The sequence below is a fragment of the Neisseria sicca genome, assembly GCF_003044565.1.
Lineage (GTDB): Bacteria > Pseudomonadota > Gammaproteobacteria > Burkholderiales > Neisseriaceae > Neisseria > Neisseria sicca_A.
Genome location: NZ_POXG01000002.1, coordinates 86,648 through 107,354, shown reverse-complemented (window position 1 = coordinate 107,354; position 20,707 = coordinate 86,648). Strand labels below are relative to the sequence as shown.

Below are 20,707 nucleotides of genomic sequence, written 5' to 3'. Positions count from 1 at the left end.
CTGAAATAGGTAACCGGAATGCCGTCAGCCGTATTTATTACAGTGTCTATCATACCGGTCTGATTTTTGCGCGCTCTCACTTGGGATTTACCTATGAAACAGGGAAATCCATGCACAAGCAGCTTATTGATTTTTTCAAATCTTGCGACAGCAAAAACTTGAAACTCATCGGCAGACAAATGGAAAAACTGAGAAATGCCAGAAACGAGGCAGACTACATCCTTACAACATATGTTTCCCCCGAAGATGTCAAATTGGATTTGAGACTGGCATTGCAGACCATTGCCCAAATCGGACAACAGGAAAAGACACAATCTCCGTAATATCATGCAAAACTTAAAGCCGTCCGAAGTTTAGGACGGTTTTTTTATATCCAACAATTTTGAAAAAAGGATTGTAAATGCCGTATGTCAACAAAATCGAAATTATGGGCAACCTAGGGCGTAATCCAGAATTACGGTATATGCCCGACGGTCGGGCGGTTACGAACGTGTCGGTAGCCGTACAAAAAACGTGGAACGACCGTGAGACGCGCGAACAGAAAGAGCGCACCGAATGGTTTTCCGTCATATTGTACGGAGGACAGGCAGAAACCGTATGCAGACTGATGGAAAAAGGTGACTGCCTGCAGGTATGGGGGGAAGTACAGTCTCGGCAGGTTCAGGGGCGAGATGGTTCTGCAAAAACCGTGTTCGAAGTAATTGGCAAAGAAATGCAGATTATACGAACCAGCCCTCGTGAAAAGGTTTCCGGCGGTATTCACGACATGATGAAAACTTCCGTCGGACAGCCGGTTCAGAAATAACGACTGGCACAACCACCTGCCACATACTGAGTTTTCTATGCCCGCCTTTTGGCGGGCTTTATTTTGGAGTATTTGTAATGAGAAAACCCGTAACCGACATTCTGCTATCCCTGCTACTAGCTATTACTACCATATGTGTCGGTCTGTATCTAGGAGCGGTGGTTTATACGAAATGGCTGGGACTTAAAACTACACCGTCGTTATCTTTGCTTTATGCCTATTGGCAGCATTTCGGCCGGTTACCGCAAGGCATGGTTTTTCCGCTGAAGGTTTCAACGGCAGTTGCTGCCGCTATCCCTGTTGTCGGACTGATTATGTTACTGGTCTCAGTTCTGAGGGGAAAAAGAAAGGAGTTGCATGGTTCATCAAGGTTTGCGAGCGAGCGCGAAATCAGGAAATCAGGGTTGTTGGACAACCCGTCAGCAAAGAAACGCAAAAAGGGAAAAGATGTGCCGGATCTGATTTTGGGCAAATACAAAGGGAAATATCTGCGTTGGTCAAACGATGGCTTTCTCTACTTGGCTGCCCGTACCCGAAGCGGTAAAGGTATAGGTTTTGTTATACCCAATTGTCTGCACTACCGACACAGTATGGTGATCAACGACATAAAGAAGGAAAACTTTCTGATTACCGCCGGCTTCCGCGCCAAACACGGGCAGAAGGTATTTTTCTTCAATCCGTCAGGAACGATGCCTTACCACGTCGAAGAGCCGGACGCACCGTTGATCAGTCATCGTTGGAATCCGCTGACTTATGTACGCCGCGATCCTGTTTATACCTATAAGGACGCACTATCTGTGGCGGCGATTTTTTATCCGCTTAAAAATGACGATAAGGACGGCTCGAATTTTTGGCAAGAAGCTGCACAGAAATTGTTCACAGGACTGCTGCTGTATTTGATTGAAACAGAGAAGGAACGTGATCTCAATCTAATGCAAAACATGACAACAATGACCAATCTTTTCCGACTTACCTCCCCCGCCAACGGTAAGACTTTGAAGGAATGGATAAATGACGAACTGGAATTGCGTGCTATTTCTTCTACGGCAAGTCTTAGTAGGAACTGTGTATTCTTACTGAGGGATTTTCTCCAAAAAGCAGACAAAGAGGCGGCAAGCGTCTTATCAACAATGAATGCACCTTTGTCAATCTTTCTTGATCCTGCGGTAGAGGCTGCTACAAGTGGCGACGATTTCCGCTTAGATAGACTGCGCATGGAACCGACAACCATCTATTTGGGTGTTGCTCCCAACGAGCTGAAAATTTATAGCACGCTGTTGAAACTGTTTTTCAGCCAGTTATGCGATGTCAATGTCCAGCAGGGTCTGCCGTCTGACAACCCCAAATTGAAATACCAGTGTCTGTTGCTATTAGACGAATTTACCGCGCTGGGCAATATCCCTGCCATCGAAAAAGGGGTGGGCTATCTGGCCGGTTACGGTATCCGTCCTATTCTCGTCTTTCAAACTCCTTCGCAGGTGGAAGAAGTATATGGCAGTACGGCACGGCAGACGTTCTTCTCCAATTTTGCCGTCCGTATGATTTTTGCCCCTCGCGAACAAAACGATGCAGAAGAATTGAGTAAGTTGATCGGCTTTTATACCTATAAGGCGAAAGGAACGTCCCGTTCCCGAGGTAAAAGCAACAGTAGTGGAGTGAGTATCAGCGATCAGAAACGTGCGGTTATGAATCCCGATGAACTCAAGGTCATGCCGAATTCCGACTGCATCATCAGTATGGCAGGGATGTCTGCTATCTATGCAGAAAAGATTATCTATGATGAAGACCCTGCCCTCAAAGATCGCGCTTTCCTGCCTATCCCACATGTTCCCGAGTTGAATGTACATCTTGAGGCAAAGAAACCGGCTGAGGTTTCTAAACCTGCATATGTTTCGCCGGAGGAGATGGAAAGTTTCAACTGGCGTGACGCGGTTAACGCTGAAGAACTGGCTCGTTCGGTACTGGAAGCTATTATTCCGGCCGGCAGCCCACCGGAATTTGTCGCGCAGATAGTTCCGGTGATTGCCCGCAACTGGGGCGAAGGCAGCCTGTCGGTTATTGCCGAGATTTTAAAAACCTCATCCGGCATCGAAATAAATCCGGAAGATTTGGAAGGGGCCACCTGATTTTTGAGGGGTGTATGTGAAAGCAAACGAAACCGTAAGACTGCTATTTCATAGTGGTCTTTGTTTTTTCAACAAGGAGTAAGAAATGGCAGATTATGACGAAATTCGGGCAGCCTTAAATCATATCGGAGCGGACGACCGAGATATGTGGATACGTATGGGGGCAGCCGTCAAAGACGAAATGGGTGAAGACGGTTTCCACCTTTGGGATGAATGGTCTCAGACAAGCGGCAATTACAACACCCGCGACGCAAAAGCGGCCTGGAAGTCGTTCAAAGCTGGACATATCAGTATCGGTACATTGTTTTATCATGCCAGGCAGAACGGCTGGCGGCCTGAAAAACCCTATGTTCCGCTTTCTGATGCCGAAAAAGCCCGGCGGCAGGCGGAATCCGAAGCAAAACGGCTTGAAGCAGAGCGGTTGCGGCAAGAAGGCTACGAACGTGTGAAGGGAACGGCGCAAAGAATATGGGCGCAGAGTGTGCCCGCCACATTGGCGCACCCCTACCTTACTGCCAAGGGCATAACCGATCCCGCCGTGATTTCAGGTATCCGCCAAAACGAATACAACGACAGCCTGAGACTGCAAATCCCTGTTTTCTACGACGGCCAACTGTACAACCTGCAATCTATTGATCCCACCGGCGGCAAACGCTTTTTGAAGGACGGTCGAAAAGACGGCGGTTATACGGTGATCGGCGATGCATCCAAAATTTCAAACGGCGTGGTAATCGCTGAAGGTTTCGCCACCGCCGCCAGTATCCATCAAGCAACTGGACAGCCTGTTATCGTAGCTTTCGATGCAGACAATATGGTCAAGGTGTCCGAAACACTGGCGCGAAATCTACCATCCGACACCAAAGTAACGATTGCGGTCGATAACGACGCGTCGGGAAAAGGTTTGCATTCTGCCCGGCAGGCGGTGGCCTTTTTCGGAGATCGTGCCGTGGCCATCGAACCGGAATTCAGTATGCAGCAGATTCAGAAGTTTCAACAGACGGCGGGAATGGATAAACAAGGCAGACCGAAACTGCCGAGCGACTACAACGACCTGCACCAGTTGGCGGGCATCGAAGCCGTCAGAAAGGCTTTGACAGAAGGTCGGAATCTGGCCGCTCCTGCGTCCGAGCATCGCATACAGCTTGATACAGATATGGAGCAGGCGATTGCCGACGAGATTGCTGAATGGCAGGCACGGCAGCAAGCAGCGGATCGTGGTCATACGGCAGAATCCTCGGACAGGTCGTCTGAAAGCCCTGCATCCGAACAGTCCGGCAAACAGAAGGAAGAAGAGATGATTCAGCAAACCGAAACATTGCAAGCTGTAACCTCAAGTCAGGCAGAAGTCAACGGCATCGAATACGCGGAAAAACGGCGTGAGCGACCAACCGAACCTTATCAGCCGATTGATCCCGATCATCCATACGGTATCGGCCGTACCGGCAGTCACTTCGGCGACGCTCCACCGTTGGAAACAGATGAGCACGGCAAGGCAAAATATTTTTACGAATCCGACTTCGCCAAGTATCAACTCGATGATGCCAGAACCGATATACGGTATGTACGCACCTCACCCGAAGCCATACAGAAAGACTTGGATGCTGCGGGAGACATCAATTTTTATTACGGTATTACCGAAAGTGGGCGGACGGTCATGTTTACCAAGACTGAACAAGGATGGCAGTCGCTGCAGCCCGGCAACCGTCCCGTCCCAGCTCAAGATAGAGCCGAGCCGCCTCCACAACGGGAATCGGATACCGAACCGCTGCGGGCTTTGCAAAATGAGGGTAGAAAAGCCATTCTCGATCTGAACTACAATATCCCGCCGGACAGTATTGCCCACCGCTATATCGTTTCAGACGGTAAATATATGTCTGCCGAAAACGGCACGACCGTAATGTTTACCGATAAAGGCAACAAATTGAGCACGGCCCGTTCGGATGCACAAACCGTCAATGATATGTTGGAAGTAGTCAAAGAAAAAGGCTGGGACAACATCAAACTGACGGGCAGCAAAGAATTTAAGCGTGTGATGTTTCTTGCAGCAGAAAGCCGGGGGATCCGTACCGCCGGCTACCGTCCGACCAAAGAAGATTTGGCTTATCTCGACCACCTACGTGAGGAACGGGCATTGAACGGCGTGGAAGAACGGCACACGCGCGAACCGGTTAAAACCGGTGAAAGCAATTCCCCATCCCCTCACCATAACAAAAATCCTGATAGGTCGTCTGAAAAGGCAGTGCCAACCCGCGAACAGTCATCCGTACCTACCGAGGGCGAGCGTATCGTGACCGTAGGTAGTGCCCCCTATCTTCATAATGCCCAAAATAAGGAAAGCCCGTATATCGTACTGGAACGGGACGGCAAAGAGCGCACGGTATGGGGCGTGGACATTCCTGACGCAATGGAACGCAGCGGCGCAGAAGTCGGCGACCGCATCCGGCTTCATTCGTTGGGCAGGCAGCCGGTAGAGGTGGAAGTACCGATTTACGACAAAGACGGCAAAGTTACCGATATGGAAACAAAGGCTGCATACCGTAACATGTTTGACATGGAAATCGTACGCGAACAGGAAAAACAGAAAGAGCATGAAACCTCTGTCCCGCAACCTGATACCGCCGCCCTGTCGAAGGCAGACGAAATGCTGGCGCGGAGCAAAACACCTTCCGATGCTACCATCAATACTTCCCATACCGCCGATACCCAAGCAGGCGTGCCGTTACAGGGTATAGGCCAGGGTGAAATACCTGCCGAAGTGGCGGTACGTGCGGCCAAGATGAAATCTGACGCGCTGGATACCCGGCTGCAATCGTCCAAAGCCGTCTATATGACCAAGGCCGGAAAGCTGTCCAAAGCCAACAAATCCCACCTGCAATTCCACGAACGCAACGTTATGGATGCAATTCGGGGGGTGAAAGGAGATGCACGAAAACTGGCCTTGGCCAACTATTACGAACATACTGCCGAGAAAATGAAGGGGTCGAAGCTGGATTTACCCAAACCGGTTCAGATACCAAGCCCGCAGCATTCGGTACGGCAACAGAACGACCGGGATCGGCAGCATGAGAAAGAGCAGGAAATGGAACAGGGTCGTTAAGTTTGTCTTTCAACCATACGGTCTGAAACAGCATTGTTTCAGACCGTTTTTTTTTCGGAGTAAAACGATGGCAGATGAACTTCAACAACCGGGCAGCAGAAGGGAAATTGTGAAATCTCAAGACAACATCGATCGTGTGAGTAATGCCGACATTCCCGAGTTTTTGAAACCGATGATTGAATCTGGCGAAATTACCCAATGGAGAGAATTCCCGAACCGCTTTTTTGTCAATGGCGTGGACAAAGCAAGAATTATTTGGCACACGGACGAACAGGAGTTCGGTTATGCCTACCTCAACGAACTACCAAAAGAACAGTTTGAGAAATTCCGAGATACCTACAACCATATCCGTACACTCCACAAGGCAGAGAAAGAGCATCTGTACAGTGCAGAGGAGGGGGTATTGGAAAAAACAGTTAAGGAAGTGCCCACTATCCGGGACGTGGTACCGCCATCTCCTGAAGAACGGTTACACGCCGCCAAACATCGTTACCTGATGCAGGATACTTTTTTGACGCAACCCGAGAGACAGAAGCGGCAATTTAAAGAGTATCTGATGGAAAAAGCAATCCACGACATGCCGCCCGATATGCAAGTAAAGGCGCGGGCTAATTTTTACGAGTCGCAGATTATTGAAACTGCCAAGGAGCAGGACAAGTTATCGGATAGTCTTGGTTTTGATCCGATACGGTGATTCTCCTTTTCTCTATTGAATTTCACCCTTTAAGGCCGTCTGAACATCAGACGGCCTTATTTTTGAGTAATCGTATGAATAATGAAAATGGCAAAAGCAGCCCAATCAGGGTGTTCGGTCTATCCGAAAGTGAACAGTCATCATTGCGCGCGTTGGCTGTCATGCGATACGGCAAAGATAGTATTTCTCTACTGCTTAAGAAAACAGCACAATCTTTATTAGAACAAGCCGCAGAACCCGAACCAGTTTCACTGCCACCGCCCAAAAGCAACAAGCGCATTACCGTCCGACTACCGGAAAAAGACCGTGCATATTTGGAAGAGGCCGCTAAAAGGCGTGGCGGCACGATCAACGATGCAATACGCGACATCATACAGACACATATCAGCCGCCATCCCATCCTCTCTGCCGTCGAGCTGGACGAATTACACCATTCAAATTACCAACTTTTGAGTATCGGGCGAAATCTCAACCAAATCGCCCACAAACTCAATGCGGGCGAACCTGTCTCTCTGACATCACAATACATCGCTGAACTGCGCGAAATCATCAACAACCACACCGAGCGCGTCGGGCGGGTACTGCATACCCAGCGAAGGCGTAAAAAATAAGGAGGCAGACTATGGCGACCAATCCCATAGACGACTGGTTTTTAGGTTATAAAACCCGTGCCGTCAAATCCAAAGACCGGGGCGGCTTGTATTTGGGTAACGGCCGCCGCCCGTCAAAACCGTTGAAATCCGGCAGTGGCCTAACCAACCTCAAGGCCGCCGCTCTCAAGCACCCCGAAGTAATGGTAAAAATACCTCGTCGCCTCAGCAGTAATTCAAAAGGGATTGCCGGAGTACGCGGCCATTTGGACTATGTATCACGCAACGGTAAGATACAGGTTGAAACCAATGACGGCGAACGCCTAAACGGTAAACGGGAAGTACGCGACTTGGTGGAGGACTGGAAACGACTGGGAATTGCCGAACACACCAAGCATAAAGAGGCATTGAACATCGTACTGTCGATGCCGCCAGGTACACCGCCGCAAGCCGTACTGGATGCCGCCCGAAACTTTGCTGCCGAGCAATTTGAGGGACACAAATACGCCTTTGCACTGCATCACGAGTCGGACAAAGAGGGGGAGCCGCCGCATCCACACGTCCACCTATGCGTACTAGTACGTAATCAATTCGGTGATCGGCTCAATCCGCGTAAAAACGACCTGTTCGAATGGCGTGTTCGCTTTGCCGAAAAACTCCGGGAAGAAGGTGTACAGTGCGCCGCCACTAGACGACAGCATCGAGGAATAACGCAAAAACCGGAAAAAGGCGTCTTTCGTGCCATAAAATCTCGCGGCCAAGTACCGGACCGCTACCGGCAACAGGCTGAAGAACTGATTGAAGCCGTCAAACACAACGAACGACCGACGCATCAGTCTTGGAAGAAAATAATGCACACCCGCGGACTGATAGTGGATGAGTACGGCAAAATAGCCAAAGAGCTGTACAAAATGGGGCATAAGACCGAAGCACGTATCATCAGCCGGTTGGCCAAAGAAACCGCCGCTCAGCCGCGTGATACTAAGGCTCAGCAACAGTTTGATACAGCCCTCAACAACGGCATGACTGCTGAAAAACTGACCCAAAACCTGAAGCATCAACTTGATGAAAGCGAGCAATTCAGCAATCTGGCACGAAAATTGTCGGAAAGCGGACATAGAGCGGAAGCGAAGCTTATGCAGGATTTTGCCGTTGCGGCAGCCGGTCGATCCATTGTTGGAGAAACATCAGTGGAACGCAGCAATACCCAATCGGCAGAAAAACCGTCCCTGCATCATGAACACGGGGATGACGGATTGACACGGTAGTTTTGAATCCGTACATACGACAAACCATATTTGCAGAAACCAATACAGCAACGATAACCCGGCCGCAGCACTGGAAACGGTGCTGCGACCGGGCTTTTTTGTTTATAGGAAATACACACCTCACTTGCTATCAATTTACAAAAATGATAGCATTTGACAGTATTCAAACAACCTCGAAAGGAACGGATATGCCTTCCATTACAGTCAGAAACCTATCCGAAGAGACCCATCGAGCCCTTAAAGCACGCGCATTAGCCGCCGGTCGGAGTACGGAAGCCGAAATACGGCTGATACTGGATCAAGCTGCACGTCCCAAACAACGCATCCGTCTTGGTTCACTGTTATCTGATATCGGTCGGGAAGCAGGAGGCGTGGATTTGGACATAGAACGGCAAGAGCAAACTGAGGTACGGTTCTAATGATTCTGCTGGACACCAATATCATTTCTGAACCGCTCCGCCCCAAACCTGATTCTGCCGTCATCGCTTGGTTGGACAGACAACCGGTGGAAACACTATATCTTTCCAGCATTACCGTGGCGGAACTGCGTTTCGGCATCGCCATCCTTCCCGAAGGCGGAAAAAAACGGCTGTTGTTGGAAAAACTGGAAGAAACAGTATTACCTGTATTTTCAGACCGTATTTTGGATTTTGACATCGAAGCTGCCGTTGCTTACGCCGAAGTTCGTGCAACAGCGCGGGCGGCAGGATTCACTGTTGCGGCGGCAGACGGCTATATTGCAGCCATAGCGCGTTACCACCATATGACGGTAGCTACCCGAGATACGACTCCGTTTACCGCAGCCGGATTAAAAGTCATCAACCCGTTTCTAGGTGGTAAATAAATAGTCCATACCAAACAACAGTCTCTCTCAACCGACTGATAAACAAAAAAAGCCCTTCCCCGACAGCCGAAACCCAAACACAGGTTTTCGGCTGTCGGGGAAGGGCTTTTTTGCGAAGGTCTCGGTCGATGTGTTTGGCAATCATGGCTTGTGCGGTTTGCCGGAAGAAGGTGCTCATGAGAAATCCCCTAAATGTCTTGGTGGGAATTTAGGGGATTTTGGGGAATTTTGCAAAGGTCTCGGTTAGGTTTAGAACTTATAACTGATGGTAAACAGCAAAGTCCTGCCACGCGCATAGTTATTCAGGACGGAGCGTGTCGTGCCGCCATATTTGCCATTGCATAAACCGTTGGCATCACATTCGACTTCTTCGTCATCTAAACCGCCTTTTCTTTCAAATACGCTGAAATAGCGCTGAGTTGCGGCATCGTTTGCGGCATCCAAAGGATCGATATAGCGCTTATTGAACGCATTTTGAATGTCGAAACGAAGGATAAGGTTTTTCTTCGGTTCGTAATTGGCATAGAAATCAAAAATCAGCGGCTGTCTGTTGATGCTTTCTGTTTTTTTGATCGCCCTTCTGCCCATTTGGTGTGAAGAGTAGGTGTTGGCACCGGTTGTACCGTCAACAAATTCTTCCTCAGTCGTCGCCCGTGTACTTTTGCCGTAATAGCGCATAATGCCGCCGATGGTCAATTTGTTGCCTAACCAGCGGGAACCCAATTCAAACCGCCCGTAATCTCGGGGCAGGCGGGAAATTTTGCTTAAGCCGTAACCTTGTTTGATCTGGTCTTCTTTAGAAGAGTTACGGGGCGACTCGCTGGCATCGCTATAATTGGTCGGCTGGTTGGTTTTTTGATATGCGTAAGACAGGGTTGAAAAAAAGCGGCCAAAATCATAGTTCATTTCCACTTCCAAACCATTTTTATGGACAGGTTTGGCATAGTTTCGATGCTGGATAGAGTATTGCAGGCCGGTACTGGTTACCCAGCTGGGTGCTTTATCCAAATCCCACCATTTGCCATAAACATTGTGAATATAGTTGTTTATCCTGCTGCGATAGGCGACCAGTTTGAAACCCAATACATCATCCGGCTTGAAAATCCCTTTTTTGAAGGTATTGAAGCCTATTTGGTAAGTATTGGCCTGTTCCGGCTTAAGGGCGGTATTGACGCCCGAGTCGCCGATTTGTGAAAAATACATTTCTTGAATATTTGGCATTCTATGCGTACGCGAATAGCTGATAAACGGCATAAAGTAGTCGTTGACATTGATGTTTAATGCCACCGAATGGTTTACCGCATGCTTTTTACCGGATTTGGTATAAACCGGTTCGTAAAGGTCGCAGCTTGGCGTGCAATGCTGTTTATAAATTTCAGAATCTTCTCCAAATGCTTTTTTAAAGTCTTCTTGGGTATTGAAGTAGTCGGTATATTCGCCTTTGTAGCGATAGTTGACTATATTGGTGCTGTAATTCAGTTGATAAATGCCTTTTTTCAAGGAAGTATCAAAATAGAACGTATTGAATTTTTGCTGGCCTGAAGGTTGTAATATGGTTGATTTTTGAGGAAATATTCCTTTGTCGCCTTTGAAGCGACCTAAAAAGCTGTACAGGCCGGCATCTTGATCGGGACCGTCGTAAAACAGGCTCAGCTCTTCCGGAAAGCGGTTTTTACTGTATTGGTTTTTAAAGAAATTGAAACCGACGGTGGCTTTTAAATCTGTTTTGTTGGGAAGGTCGAAAGAGAAGCGGTTGTTGATATCCAAAAGATTGGCTGTGTTTTTGGTTTCCAAATAATCCAGCAGCCCCCATCCCGAAAAACGTGAGTTTTTCGGATATTTTTGTTTTCCCAGATTATGGGCGGCCAATACGTTTAAATCGACATAATCGCCAATGTTTAAATTGTAATTGGCTTGGTAGCTGCGATTTTCTACTTTGCGGCTGCCGATACGGTTGTTCATGGTACGAAGCTGAAGATCCAGCTTGTTGTTGTCGTTTTCGTATTCCACTTTGACCAAATGACTGTTTGAGCGTTGTTGCAGGCTGGTAGGGTCGATAGGCGTCAGATCCCATTGCGGTGCCAAATTCTCTTTCCAGCTTCTTTCCAAATCATCAACATAATCTCTTTGCAAAACCTCAGGATCGTTATATTTTTTGGAGAAAGGGTAGTCCCAATAGCTTTTACCGACTGCGTTGCGCTTGGAAAAGTCACGAACCCAACGATTTTGCCCTTGGTCGAATTTTAATAAGTTGCTTTCAAAATATTCTTGTTTTTTACGGTCCAAATATTCTTCGCCAAAATTGCCGATACGCTGACCGCCGCCGCCTACTTTATAGTTTTGCTCGACATTACGGTGGCTGTAACCATATAACGCGCCAAGGCGCGCACCGCTGTCAAACCATTTTTGTACCGCTCCGGTTGCCATAAAATTGCTTTTGGTGCTGTTTGTGCCGGTCAATCCTTTGGTTAAAAGGCCGAAGGTATTGTTTCCGTGTACTACATCGTCTACCCGTAAAGTACGGAAATTGGCTGTACCGGATAAGGTATTGATGCCGTTGGCCCCCGAGAAACTGCCTTTGGTTACATCCACACCGGCAATAAAATTGGGATCCAGTGCCGTACCGAATTGAGAAGAGCTGCCGCTGCGTCCGGCATCGGCAGAAGTGGAATAGAAGGTTTGGGTGACGCCGTCAACCATCGTATTGACGCGTCCCAAACCGCTATCGCCACGGATATTGACCGCCAATACCCCCGATCCCTTGTCTTGTTGGGTGAAGACGCCGGGCATGCTCCGCACGATGGCATCGATGTTTTCGCTGGATTGATAAACGCGTTCACGCGAACTTTTGGCTTGGCCTTCGGTAAAAACTTTTTTCTCTTTGGCAATGTATTTGCCTTTGACTTGAATTTCATCAAGCTCTTGAGTTGAAACCTCGTCTTCTGCGTGTGCGATACTTGTTATAGCCAGTAAAGATAATGTCAGTAGGTTTAATTTGAAATTCGGATTCATAATAGTTACCCCAGAAACGAAGCCTGTTACTTTATAACATATTATCGAACTTTACAAATATTTTGATAATGAATTTCATTAATTAAAAAATAAAGCGGATTTTTGTTTTAGGGGATAACCCAAAAGCATATGCTGAATGTGGCTGAAAAGATAAAGCGGGTCTTAATTTGAATTTGATTCGCCGGGAAAAGGGAAGATTTAATTGGATTTAAACAGACGAAAGAAGAAAATTTGATTGCAATATGTGAATTGGGCCGTCGGTTTAAAATGAAACCGGCAAAAAACGTGAAATGCAAAATATAAAATCAATATGAGACCTTTGCAAAGCATATTGCCCGTTGGGCAAATAGAATGGACAATTTGATTATGGACAATTTAAGTCCTGATTATTTTAAATTAGCCAAATTCAAAGGCATTTATCTGATAGGTAATTAGAGCATACCCAAAATAACCAGGAGCAACATTTATGATTACAGATGGCATGAAGACTTTAATTGGAAAAAAATATTACCAACTCTCCCGTGATGAGAAACTTATTGTTTCAGATATATTTAAAACAGGGAGAAAACACGGTTTCAAATTGATTGTCAATTTACCGTCGGATGCAGATGAAGACCTCAAAAAATCGTTACAGAATGGCGTTTGGGGTATTCGTGAGATGGAACATAAAGACGCGATTGGTCTCGTTGTTCAAGTAGAAAAAACATGAAAGCAGCGAGAATCTACCAACGTGTCAGTACCGAAGAACAAAATCTCGAGCGACAAAACGCCCAAATTGAACAAGCTAAAGCTGAAGGTTACTACATTGCGGGTGTCTATAAAGAAAAGGCCTCCGGTGTCCGTGCTGATCGACCTGTGCTGAATCAACTGATTGCAGACTTGCAAGAAGGCGATGTGATCATCACCGAACATATCGACCGCATCAGCCGTTTGCCTTTGGCAGAAGCGGAAAAACTGGTCGCCCGCATCCGCGAAAAAGGTGCGTTCCTGTCCATTCCCGGCATTATCGACCTGAGCCAAATCCAAACCGATTCCGAAATTGCCAAAATTGTTTTGGACAGCATACAAACCATGCTGCTCAAAATTGCCCTACAAACGGCCAGAGACGACTATGAACAACGGCGTAACCGTCAAGCCGCCGGCATTGCTGAGGCAAAAAAACAGGGACTTTACAAAGGCCGTCAGGCAAATATCCAAAAGCATAAACTGATTGTCAGCCTACGCCAAAACCATACCCTTCAAGAAACGGCCGCTCTAGCCGGATGCAGCGTATCGTTAGTCAAAGTGGTAATGCGGCAACACAAACAATCTCAAATCCCAAAAGAGGAATGAAAATTGGCTACCCTATTCGGAGGTGCGCTCAGAAAGTTAATTCTCTTGGCATTACTAACAACCTTAATTATTGTGTAAGTTTAGCTATCAACTCTACCCATTTTTTTAATGGCATATCTGTATGGCTTTTGAGATTTATATCAGCCTCCCAGCGTTGAAATGCTGATATATTTACCTCTAACAGATCGGCGGTAGCCTGTTGCGTCAGGTCGTATTTTTGGCGTAACGCCTTTAAATTTGCGGGGGTGTATCCCAGTTCGGGGTTATCAATCATGCTTGTTCCTAAAAAATCGGTTGAAACTTAGTAGTTTCAACCGATTTTTATTATTTATATGGTGATTTATATAATCTTAAATCAAATGCCGCTTGCTCCTCTAGGTTTGCGGGGCGTGCAAAATTAAAATCATCAGGGTTGTCGATTTTGTCCATAAGCTCGGCCACTTTTTTGCTGTTGGTTGGAAACTCGCGTCGTTGTACTATCAGCCCAATTGCCTGCATAGGGTTGTATATTGCGTATCTTTCTACATTTGATGGTATTTTTGCCTTTTCACCGTAAATGACAATCAGCAAATCCGCCATAATTTCAAGGGCTTTAATTCGTTTAGCCTTATCGGTTGGCTCGGTATCTCCTGTTAGGTGGGGAGGGATGTGTGCTAATACCTCCGGTGGTGCTACTATGGCCGCACCTGTTGATGTAGCTAGATTGGCTAAAATCTTTGTTGCTTCTGTTGCGGCTGCAAGCGGGGTTAACCCACACTTAACTCCGCGTTTAGTTGCTTGGTCTGAAAACAGGTCATAAATATAGCCTTCGCCGCGTTTTTCGATGGTTAATGTTGCTTTCATTTTTTCGCTCCTGTTGGTTTGCCGACACTGCCCGTCGGTATGGGCTGCCACCCCAAAGGGTGGCGGATTAATCAATAAAAAGAATCTTGCAGGACTAAATCAGTGCTGCCGTCCCAGTCGCTGATCGCAATGCAGCGCCCGTCTTTCGGGGTGTGAAATGTATTAGGATAGTAAAAGTGGATTTTTTTGATTCCCCAGCCGTCTTTATATTTGACAGCTTTAAATTCGGGTTGGCTATATTCGCCGTGGGCAAGGTAATAAGTGCCTTTAGGATAAAAGTTGCCGTTTGACATTTCTTCCAAATGTTCGATATTTCTCAAAAATTCAACGGCTTCTTTTTTTGTTTTGAATACTAAGTTTGACATTTTTTAATCCTTTACTTGGTTAATAAGTCCGAACCTCGCCCCGATTCGGTGGGGTGGCAGACATTGCTGTCTGTCCATGTGTGTATATTACCGCGATTTTCGCGGTAATGCAATATCTATTATGTTGATTTTTCAAATTTTAATAAGATCATCAGATTTCAGGCTATACCTTTGTTTATTGTGTGAGCCTCCCTCAGTGTTACGTTGACAAACTGGTCTTTATTAAGAATGTTTAACTAAGGAGAATGTAATTTCAAATGAACTCTATTTTGGGGTAAAATGATTTTGTTACAAAATCAAATAAGGGAAATATATGGTCGAATTGCCTAAAAAACGTGGTGGGCGTAGGGAAGGAGCTGGGCGAAAAAGCAAGAACGGTGAAGCGACGACAGTAAAGCGTATTCCTGTTTCTTTAATACCCGCTGTTGATGCCATGATTGCCTCTTCTACCCTGCCACCGGACAGTCTGATTCCAATAAGTCGGACAAATCTGAAGGTTCCGGTTGCCTTAGAAAAAGTACCGGCCGGATTTCCGTCACCTGCGGAGCCGTATGTTGCTGACTATCTCGATTTTAACGAGTACCTTATCACAAACCCGTCTGCCACTTTCGCCGCACGTTCTGGCGGATATTCCATGCTTGATGCGGGTATCGGTAAAGACGATATTATGATCATTGACCGCTCTAAAACGCCGAAGCACGGCGATATTGTGATGGCGGATTTAGGTAACGAGTTTACGATCAAACGGCTATACAAAGTTCCCGGTCGTAAGCCTGAGCTGCACTCTGAAAATGCTTCCGGCGAGTACCCTGATTTTGTACCGACCGATGGAGATACATGGTCGGTTGTAGGAGTCGTGACTTTCGTCATCAAAGACGTGCGTCAGGGGGGCTGACATGTACGCACTGATAGATGGCAACAGCTTTTACTGTTCCTGTGAGCGGGTATTCCGGCCGGACTTGAAGAACGTCCCTGTCGTCGTCCTGTCAAACAACGACGGTTGTGTGGTCGCTCGCTCTGCTGAAGCAAAGGCTCTCGGCATCAAGATGGGCGAGCCGTATTTCAAAGTAAGGCATTTAGTAACACAAGGCCGTCTGAAAGCCTTTTCCAGTAACTACGAACTCTATGCCGACCTGTCCCGCAGAATGATGGAAACCATCGCCGGTTGTGTCCCTGCGGTTGAAGTCTATTCGATAGACGAATGTTTCGCTAGTATGGACGGTATCCAAAACCTCGCCGAACTCGGCGGTCAAATAAGACATCGCGTATTGCAGTGGGTCGGTATTCCAACCTGCGTCGGCATTGCACCGACCAAGACGCTGGCCAAGTTTTGCAACCATCTTGCCAAACGTTACCCTGATCACTTTGGAGGAGTGGTGGTTTGGTCAGATTGGAATGAGTCTGTCCGCCTTCGTGCCTTGCGTAGCCAGGGTGTTGATGAGATTTGGGGAATCGGAGGGCGAACGGCGACCAAACTGGCAGCACAAGGAATTTATACCGCGTTGGACTTCGTTCGTGCAGATACTGTTACCCTACGCCAGCGATACGGCGTGACGGTCGAACGGACGCAGCGTGAGATGCAGGGCATTGCCTGTGATGGTTTGCACTCCGAGCCGCAAACAAGGCAGAATCTTGTCCGCAGCCGCAGTTTCGGAACTTGTATCGAAACGCCGGAGGCGTTGCAGGCCGCGATTACACATCACATCAGCTCGGGGGCGGAAGCCTTGCGTCGTGACGGACTGACGGCTTCTGCCGTTACCGTATTCCTACACACGGATTTTTTTCGGGAAGAAGCCCCTCAATACCATAAGAGCCTGAGCCGTAATTTGACCGTGCCGACAGCCGATACCGTTCTGCTGAACCGGGAGGCGCAAAATCTGTTGGCGACCGTTTACCGAGGCGGCTACCTCTATAAAAAATGCGGGATTGAATTGGGTGGGCTGAAGCCAGCCGGACAGGTACAGGCTGACCTTTGGCAGCCCGAAAGTACCAATCCGGTCATGGAGGCATGGGATAAAATCAATCGTCGGTACGGTAGAGGCCGTCTGAAACTTGCGTCAGAACTATTGGCCAACAACTGGGAGATGAATAGGGACAGATTGAGTCAGTGCTATACCACACGTTTTGTTGATTTACTCATAGTTTGACAGAGGATTGTCCCCATGACCTTATCAAATTAAGATGGGCAGTGGCATATGGAAATTTCAAATGAAGTGTTACGGCATATTTCATTTATTCGGTAAATTTCCTGCCATGCCTTATACAATAAAATGTTCCGCACAATTGGGGTGGCTTTCAATATCCGGTATCGGTAAAAATAAATTTTTTGGCGGTTACACCAAATCCTCAAAAGCTCGTCTTCGTCATTAATCACGATATGCTTCAGAATCAGTCCTTTTGAACCCACAGGAAGCAGGTAACGTGGATCAGGGTTATCAAAGTGCCGTCCTGACCCGTTAAAGTCATAAAGGATGTTTGGCTTCATCCCCGCAATATCATGGGTATCTCGTGGTTCAGAAATCTCCCCTTTCCATTCAAAGCACAATGTCGCTGATCGGTTTCCAAGCTCGTGTACCGGGACTTCGCCAAACGTACCCAAAAAATTCATCCCACCATCGTACTCCGTAATTTTAAATGGAGTATCAAACCTGCGGTTTGCTATTAACATATCAAACAACCTATCAATGTGTTCACGCCGTAGTAAAAGCATTAGTTTTCCTTATGTGTTATTTTCCATCCCTGCCCACGTCAAACACCACTCAAAATCGACAAAGGCAGATATTTTGTCTAAATAGCTCCAGTTTAAGAGCTGTCAGCTACTAGATTGAATAGTACTAATTTTTCATAAATAAAAAAGCCCGCCGTAGGGGGCAAGAGAAAAATAGGCGTGGCAATTTTGCAGGCTGCCGAAGGTGCTGGAAAAGTTGCCTAAGTCTGTTTTTCTCTTGGGGGCGTGGGGACGTTTCTGCCGAACCTTGAGAGGCGGTAACGGGGCTGCGGCGGGCGTTTTTTTCCGTTAAGTTCCCTTCGGCATATAGAGGTCGTCTGAAATCGCCGTTTCAGACGACCTCTATATCTTAGTCATTGTAAATAACCTGCTCTATCGTCCACTATGTATGCGGATAATTAGCCTTGAAATCTTAAATTTTCCATTGATAATCTTCATCATCAATTCCTGTACCATAGATAAATTTTTATCTGAACCTATAAAATGTGTTGCCCTATTACAACTTTTTCTAATGCTTGCTTCAATTTCAGAAACATTATCCAACATCAAAAACTTAATTAGGGCTTGGGTATCCAGCTTTTCTTTAAAACAAAACTAACTGTTCTTCCAATGTCAACAAGGGGGCGGTTATCTTCGTTTCGTCTTGACTGTGCTGTTTTGCGTCAAAAGCGGCTATTTTGTCGGCTTCAATTTCGGCTTTCATAAAGTCTTCAAAACCGCCACGCAACCAATGCACCGTCCGCCATGCCGTATGAAATTCGTTTTTTAAACTGTCTCCATGTATGATTTTTGCGGGGATACCGTAAAAATGGCATTGCACAAAACACATCCACACACACAAAACATCTATATCCACCGCAACCGCTGCCATATGTAAAGTCGGAACTTTTCCGCTATCGGCGATATGTTCCGCAAAGGCAAGCAGATTCGCACCGCTGCCGCAACATGGTTCAAGTAAGGAAACAAATCTTTGTTTCTCCAGTTTCTCCGCTGCATCGATTCCCGTCAGTCTTGCCATCACTCTTGATACAGCCATCGGCGTAAAATACTGCCCGTTACGCTCGTTTGACGCGCCCAAGTCCATATAAAGCTCACCCAAAAAATCTTCATAGCTTCCGACGTTCACCGCTCTAATGCAGCCCGAAGCCAAAACGCCCAACAGCTCAGGAAAAATTTTAAAAGCCTCTTCTTTATATTCTCGCCGGATAGTGTGGTATCGCTCCTCGCGTATTTCCCAATCATCATCCCGCATATAACTATTAAAAATCGCAAGGGCTGCCAGCTCTACGAAATCACGAAAAACATCAGACGGTTTATACGTCGCACCGAATGAATAAATGAGTTTTTTCAGCTCTTTAACCGTGTTATCCATTTTTTGCTCCCGAAGGTTTCAGACGACCTTTGCCGCCCGAAACCGTTTAGCCATTACCACCAACTGTCATAGAAAACTGCTCGCCCCTCAGCTATCGCTAACCGCGCATTCGCTATAAAGGTTTTGGTTTCTGTAATGTCTTCGGGATAAATTTGCGAATCTCCAAAGAAAAAGCCCGGCGTGTATTCTAGTTTTTCATCATTTAAATCAGCTTCCAGCCGTTCCAAATCTTCGAGTTCTAGTCGTACAGTGCAACAATTAAATACATCGGCTTTGCCGCCTTTCTGCCGATATAGTTTTTCCATCCAGCCATGTAGATGGTTAAATTTCCGCCAGTACGCAAATTGATTCAGTTCTGCTTCATCGCGTTCATCTTCACTCACATTCACATCGGTTTGACGGTCGCCGACAAACTCGGCATTCATGGTGTAGCCGTACATATCAAGTCCCATTTGATAATCCTTTCATAAATGTTCATTCATAAATAAACAACCATCGGGGGCAGCGGCCGCCGTGTTGTGATGTCGTAAAAAATTTCAAAGCGCAAAAAGTCCAGACTGGCTTTGTGCGGCTTTCATCTTTGTCCGGTGCGCCCTCTGCGGCGTGGTGGAAAAGGTGGAAGACGTGCAAAGACACTTGTCTTGGTCTGGACTTTTTGCGCTTTGAAATTTAGACATCAACCAACAACACGGCGGCCGCTGCCCCCGATGGTTGTTTCAAACCTTCAGCCGCTCTGCGGCGTTTCCGCCCTTTTGGGCGGAATTGAAAAAACGCTTTAGGGCGTTTTTTGGCACTCGTTGCCTATCCTGCGTATTGTTTTGATTTGCTGTTTATATGGGATATAGGCGTTACTTTGAGGAAGTGATACGCATGGACTTGGATATGTGTGAATATACTGAAGTATGGAAATGTATTTATTTGATTATTTGACATACTAATTATATAAATAATGATTATTTATAATTTCTTTAGTATTTTTAGGATTAAGAATGTTGATTTTTAGAATAAATATGTATATATTGACACTTATATATGAATATAAGTGAATAGATACGCATATGAGCGATTTAGAAGACTTCGTGAAGAACAATGCTCCGTCAGGCAAAAAATCCAAACTTGATGCCTTTGCCGGAGAGATTTTCACATTAAAAAACTTGGGTTACTCAGAAAAAGATATTCTGAGATTCCTGCTTGAAAAAAAGGGAATGACAGTAAGCCAGCCAACTCTGAACAGGTTTATCCGTAGCCATACTGGTAAAACTGTCGCATCACCCGAGATAAATCATCAATCTATTAATGATTCCGTACAAGTCAAAAACAGACAGGCAAGCACCGTTACTCAGACAGTTCCTGACCAAAAACAAACTAACTCTGAAATATCGGAACGTCCAATCATCGGCAAGTTTGACTTGAACCGTGAAATCAATGTTGAAGAGCTGATGTAGAAAAGCCGTCTGTGCCATTCAGACGGCTTCCAATGTATCAAAATACTATTTGCCTACTGCCTTTGCTCCTTCTTCGGCAATCCCTTCATTCATCTCCTCACCTGCTTCAATTTATCCACAAAACCTGTACATATCCCTCACTCAAAAACACTCAATATCCTGTCAAACGCCAATATCCATCTACAT

At 46.6% G+C, this 20,707-nt stretch carries 21 protein-coding genes; 14 read left to right on the top strand and 7 right to left on the bottom strand.

The window, feature by feature from the left end:
* Positions 1-110 precede the first annotated feature (110 nt).
* From DBZ16_RS16340 to DBZ16_RS05050, 9 genes are all read left to right on the top strand, one after another.
* Positions 111-323: a hypothetical protein gene (locus DBZ16_RS16340; protein ID WP_240600238.1), complete on the top strand. Its 213-nt coding sequence runs from the start codon at positions 111-113 to the stop codon at positions 321-323.
* 77 nt (positions 324-400) lie between these two features.
* Positions 401-805: a single-stranded DNA-binding protein gene (locus tag DBZ16_RS05085; RefSeq protein ID WP_009311165.1), complete on the top strand. Its 405-nt coding sequence runs from the start codon at positions 401-403 to the stop codon at positions 803-805.
* Positions 806-882: 77 nt separating this feature from the next.
* On the top strand, positions 883-2,931 hold the full coding sequence (locus tag DBZ16_RS05080) for a type IV secretory system conjugative DNA transfer family protein (protein ID WP_107813186.1): 2,049 nt from the start codon (positions 883-885) through the stop codon (positions 2,929-2,931).
* An 85-nt stretch (positions 2,932-3,016) separates the two neighbouring features.
* Positions 3,017-6,028 carry an LPD7 domain-containing protein gene (locus DBZ16_RS05075; RefSeq protein ID WP_107813185.1) on the top strand — a complete coding sequence of 1,004 codons (3,012 nt, stop codon included), beginning with the start codon at positions 3,017-3,019 and terminating at the stop codon, positions 6,026-6,028.
* A gap of 67 nt (positions 6,029-6,095) precedes the next feature.
* Entirely contained in the window at positions 6,096-6,722 is a 627-nt protein-coding gene (locus DBZ16_RS05070; RefSeq protein ID WP_159070301.1) for a hypothetical protein, read from the top strand.
* 74 nt (positions 6,723-6,796) lie between these two features.
* Complete coding sequence (locus DBZ16_RS05065; RefSeq protein ID WP_009311169.1) at positions 6,797-7,333, top strand: ribbon-helix-helix domain-containing protein; 537 nt, start codon at positions 6,797-6,799, stop codon at positions 7,331-7,333.
* A gap of 11 nt (positions 7,334-7,344) precedes the next feature.
* Positions 7,345-8,580 (top strand): traS protein, encoded by a 1,236-nt coding sequence (locus DBZ16_RS05060; RefSeq protein ID WP_070603242.1) that lies wholly within the window; start codon positions 7,345-7,347, stop codon positions 8,578-8,580.
* Positions 8,581-8,723: 143 nt separating this feature from the next.
* The gene (locus tag DBZ16_RS16695; RefSeq protein WP_430914359.1) at positions 8,724-8,999 is read left to right on the top strand and encodes a FitA-like ribbon-helix-helix domain-containing protein; all 276 of its coding nucleotides are present in this window, start codon (positions 8,724-8,726) and stop codon (positions 8,997-8,999) included.
* Complete coding sequence (locus DBZ16_RS05050; protein WP_009311172.1) at positions 8,999-9,424, top strand: type II toxin-antitoxin system VapC family toxin; 426 nt, start codon at positions 8,999-9,001, stop codon at positions 9,422-9,424. Before DBZ16_RS16695 ends, DBZ16_RS05050 begins: the two co-directional genes overlap by 1 nt.
* 249 nt (positions 9,425-9,673) lie before the next feature.
* On the opposite strand, the gene DBZ16_RS05045 is transcribed toward DBZ16_RS05050, so the two are convergent.
* Positions 9,674-12,436 (bottom strand): TonB-dependent receptor domain-containing protein, encoded by a 2,763-nt coding sequence (locus tag DBZ16_RS05045; RefSeq protein WP_107813183.1) that lies wholly within the window; start codon positions 12,434-12,436, stop codon positions 9,674-9,676.
* 466 nt (positions 12,437-12,902) lie between these two features.
* Between DBZ16_RS05045 and DBZ16_RS05040 the strand changes: the two genes are divergently transcribed.
* The gene (locus DBZ16_RS05040) at positions 12,903-13,145 is read left to right on the top strand and encodes a hypothetical protein (protein ID WP_049230299.1); all 243 of its coding nucleotides are present in this window, start codon (positions 12,903-12,905) and stop codon (positions 13,143-13,145) included.
* Positions 13,142-13,768, top strand: coding sequence for a recombinase family protein (locus tag DBZ16_RS05035; RefSeq protein WP_049230298.1), 627 nt, complete (start codon positions 13,142-13,144; stop codon positions 13,766-13,768). The genes DBZ16_RS05040 and DBZ16_RS05035 overlap by 4 nt, the downstream gene beginning before the upstream one ends.
* Before the next feature lie 67 nt (positions 13,769-13,835).
* Here DBZ16_RS05035 and DBZ16_RS05030 read toward each other — a convergent pair whose 3' ends face one another.
* From DBZ16_RS05030 to DBZ16_RS05020, 3 genes are all read right to left on the bottom strand, one after another.
* Positions 13,836-14,042: a helix-turn-helix domain-containing protein gene (locus tag DBZ16_RS05030; protein ID WP_070774559.1), complete on the bottom strand. Its 207-nt coding sequence runs from the start codon at positions 14,040-14,042 to the stop codon at positions 13,836-13,838.
* Between the two features lie 50 nt (positions 14,043-14,092).
* A complete protein-coding gene (locus DBZ16_RS05025; RefSeq protein ID WP_070774557.1) occupies positions 14,093-14,611 on the bottom strand; it encodes a hypothetical protein in 519 nt (172 codons plus the stop codon).
* Positions 14,612-14,682: 71 nt separating this feature from the next.
* Complete coding sequence (locus tag DBZ16_RS05020) at positions 14,683-14,976, bottom strand: hypothetical protein (protein WP_070774555.1); 294 nt, start codon at positions 14,974-14,976, stop codon at positions 14,683-14,685.
* A 313-nt stretch (positions 14,977-15,289) separates the two neighbouring features.
* On the opposite strand from DBZ16_RS05020, the gene DBZ16_RS05015 reads away from it, so the two are divergent.
* Positions 15,290-15,871 (top strand): LexA family protein, encoded by a 582-nt coding sequence (locus tag DBZ16_RS05015; RefSeq protein WP_107813182.1) that lies wholly within the window; start codon positions 15,290-15,292, stop codon positions 15,869-15,871.
* 1 nt (position 15,872) lies between these two features.
* Positions 15,873-17,123 (top strand): Y-family DNA polymerase, encoded by a 1,251-nt coding sequence (locus DBZ16_RS05010; RefSeq protein ID WP_107813181.1) that lies wholly within the window; start codon positions 15,873-15,875, stop codon positions 17,121-17,123.
* A 29-nt stretch (positions 17,124-17,152) separates the two neighbouring features.
* On the opposite strand, the gene DBZ16_RS05005 is transcribed toward DBZ16_RS05010, so the two are convergent.
* The 3 genes from DBZ16_RS05005 to DBZ16_RS04990 form a co-directional block, all read right to left on the bottom strand.
* On the bottom strand, positions 17,153-17,686 hold the full coding sequence (locus DBZ16_RS05005; protein ID WP_107813180.1) for a hypothetical protein: 534 nt from the start codon (positions 17,684-17,686) through the stop codon (positions 17,153-17,155).
* Between the two features lie 601 nt (positions 17,687-18,287).
* Entirely contained in the window at positions 18,288-19,076 is a 789-nt protein-coding gene (locus DBZ16_RS04995; protein WP_107813179.1) for an N-6 DNA methylase, read from the bottom strand.
* A 53-nt stretch (positions 19,077-19,129) separates the two neighbouring features.
* Positions 19,130-19,528: a hypothetical protein gene (locus DBZ16_RS04990; protein ID WP_049230294.1), complete on the bottom strand. Its 399-nt coding sequence runs from the start codon at positions 19,526-19,528 to the stop codon at positions 19,130-19,132.
* 606 nt (positions 19,529-20,134) lie between these two features.
* On the opposite strand from DBZ16_RS04990, the gene DBZ16_RS04985 reads away from it, so the two are divergent.
* Positions 20,135-20,521, top strand: coding sequence for a hypothetical protein (locus DBZ16_RS04985; protein WP_009311181.1), 387 nt, complete (start codon positions 20,135-20,137; stop codon positions 20,519-20,521).
* Positions 20,522-20,707 lie beyond the last annotated feature (186 nt).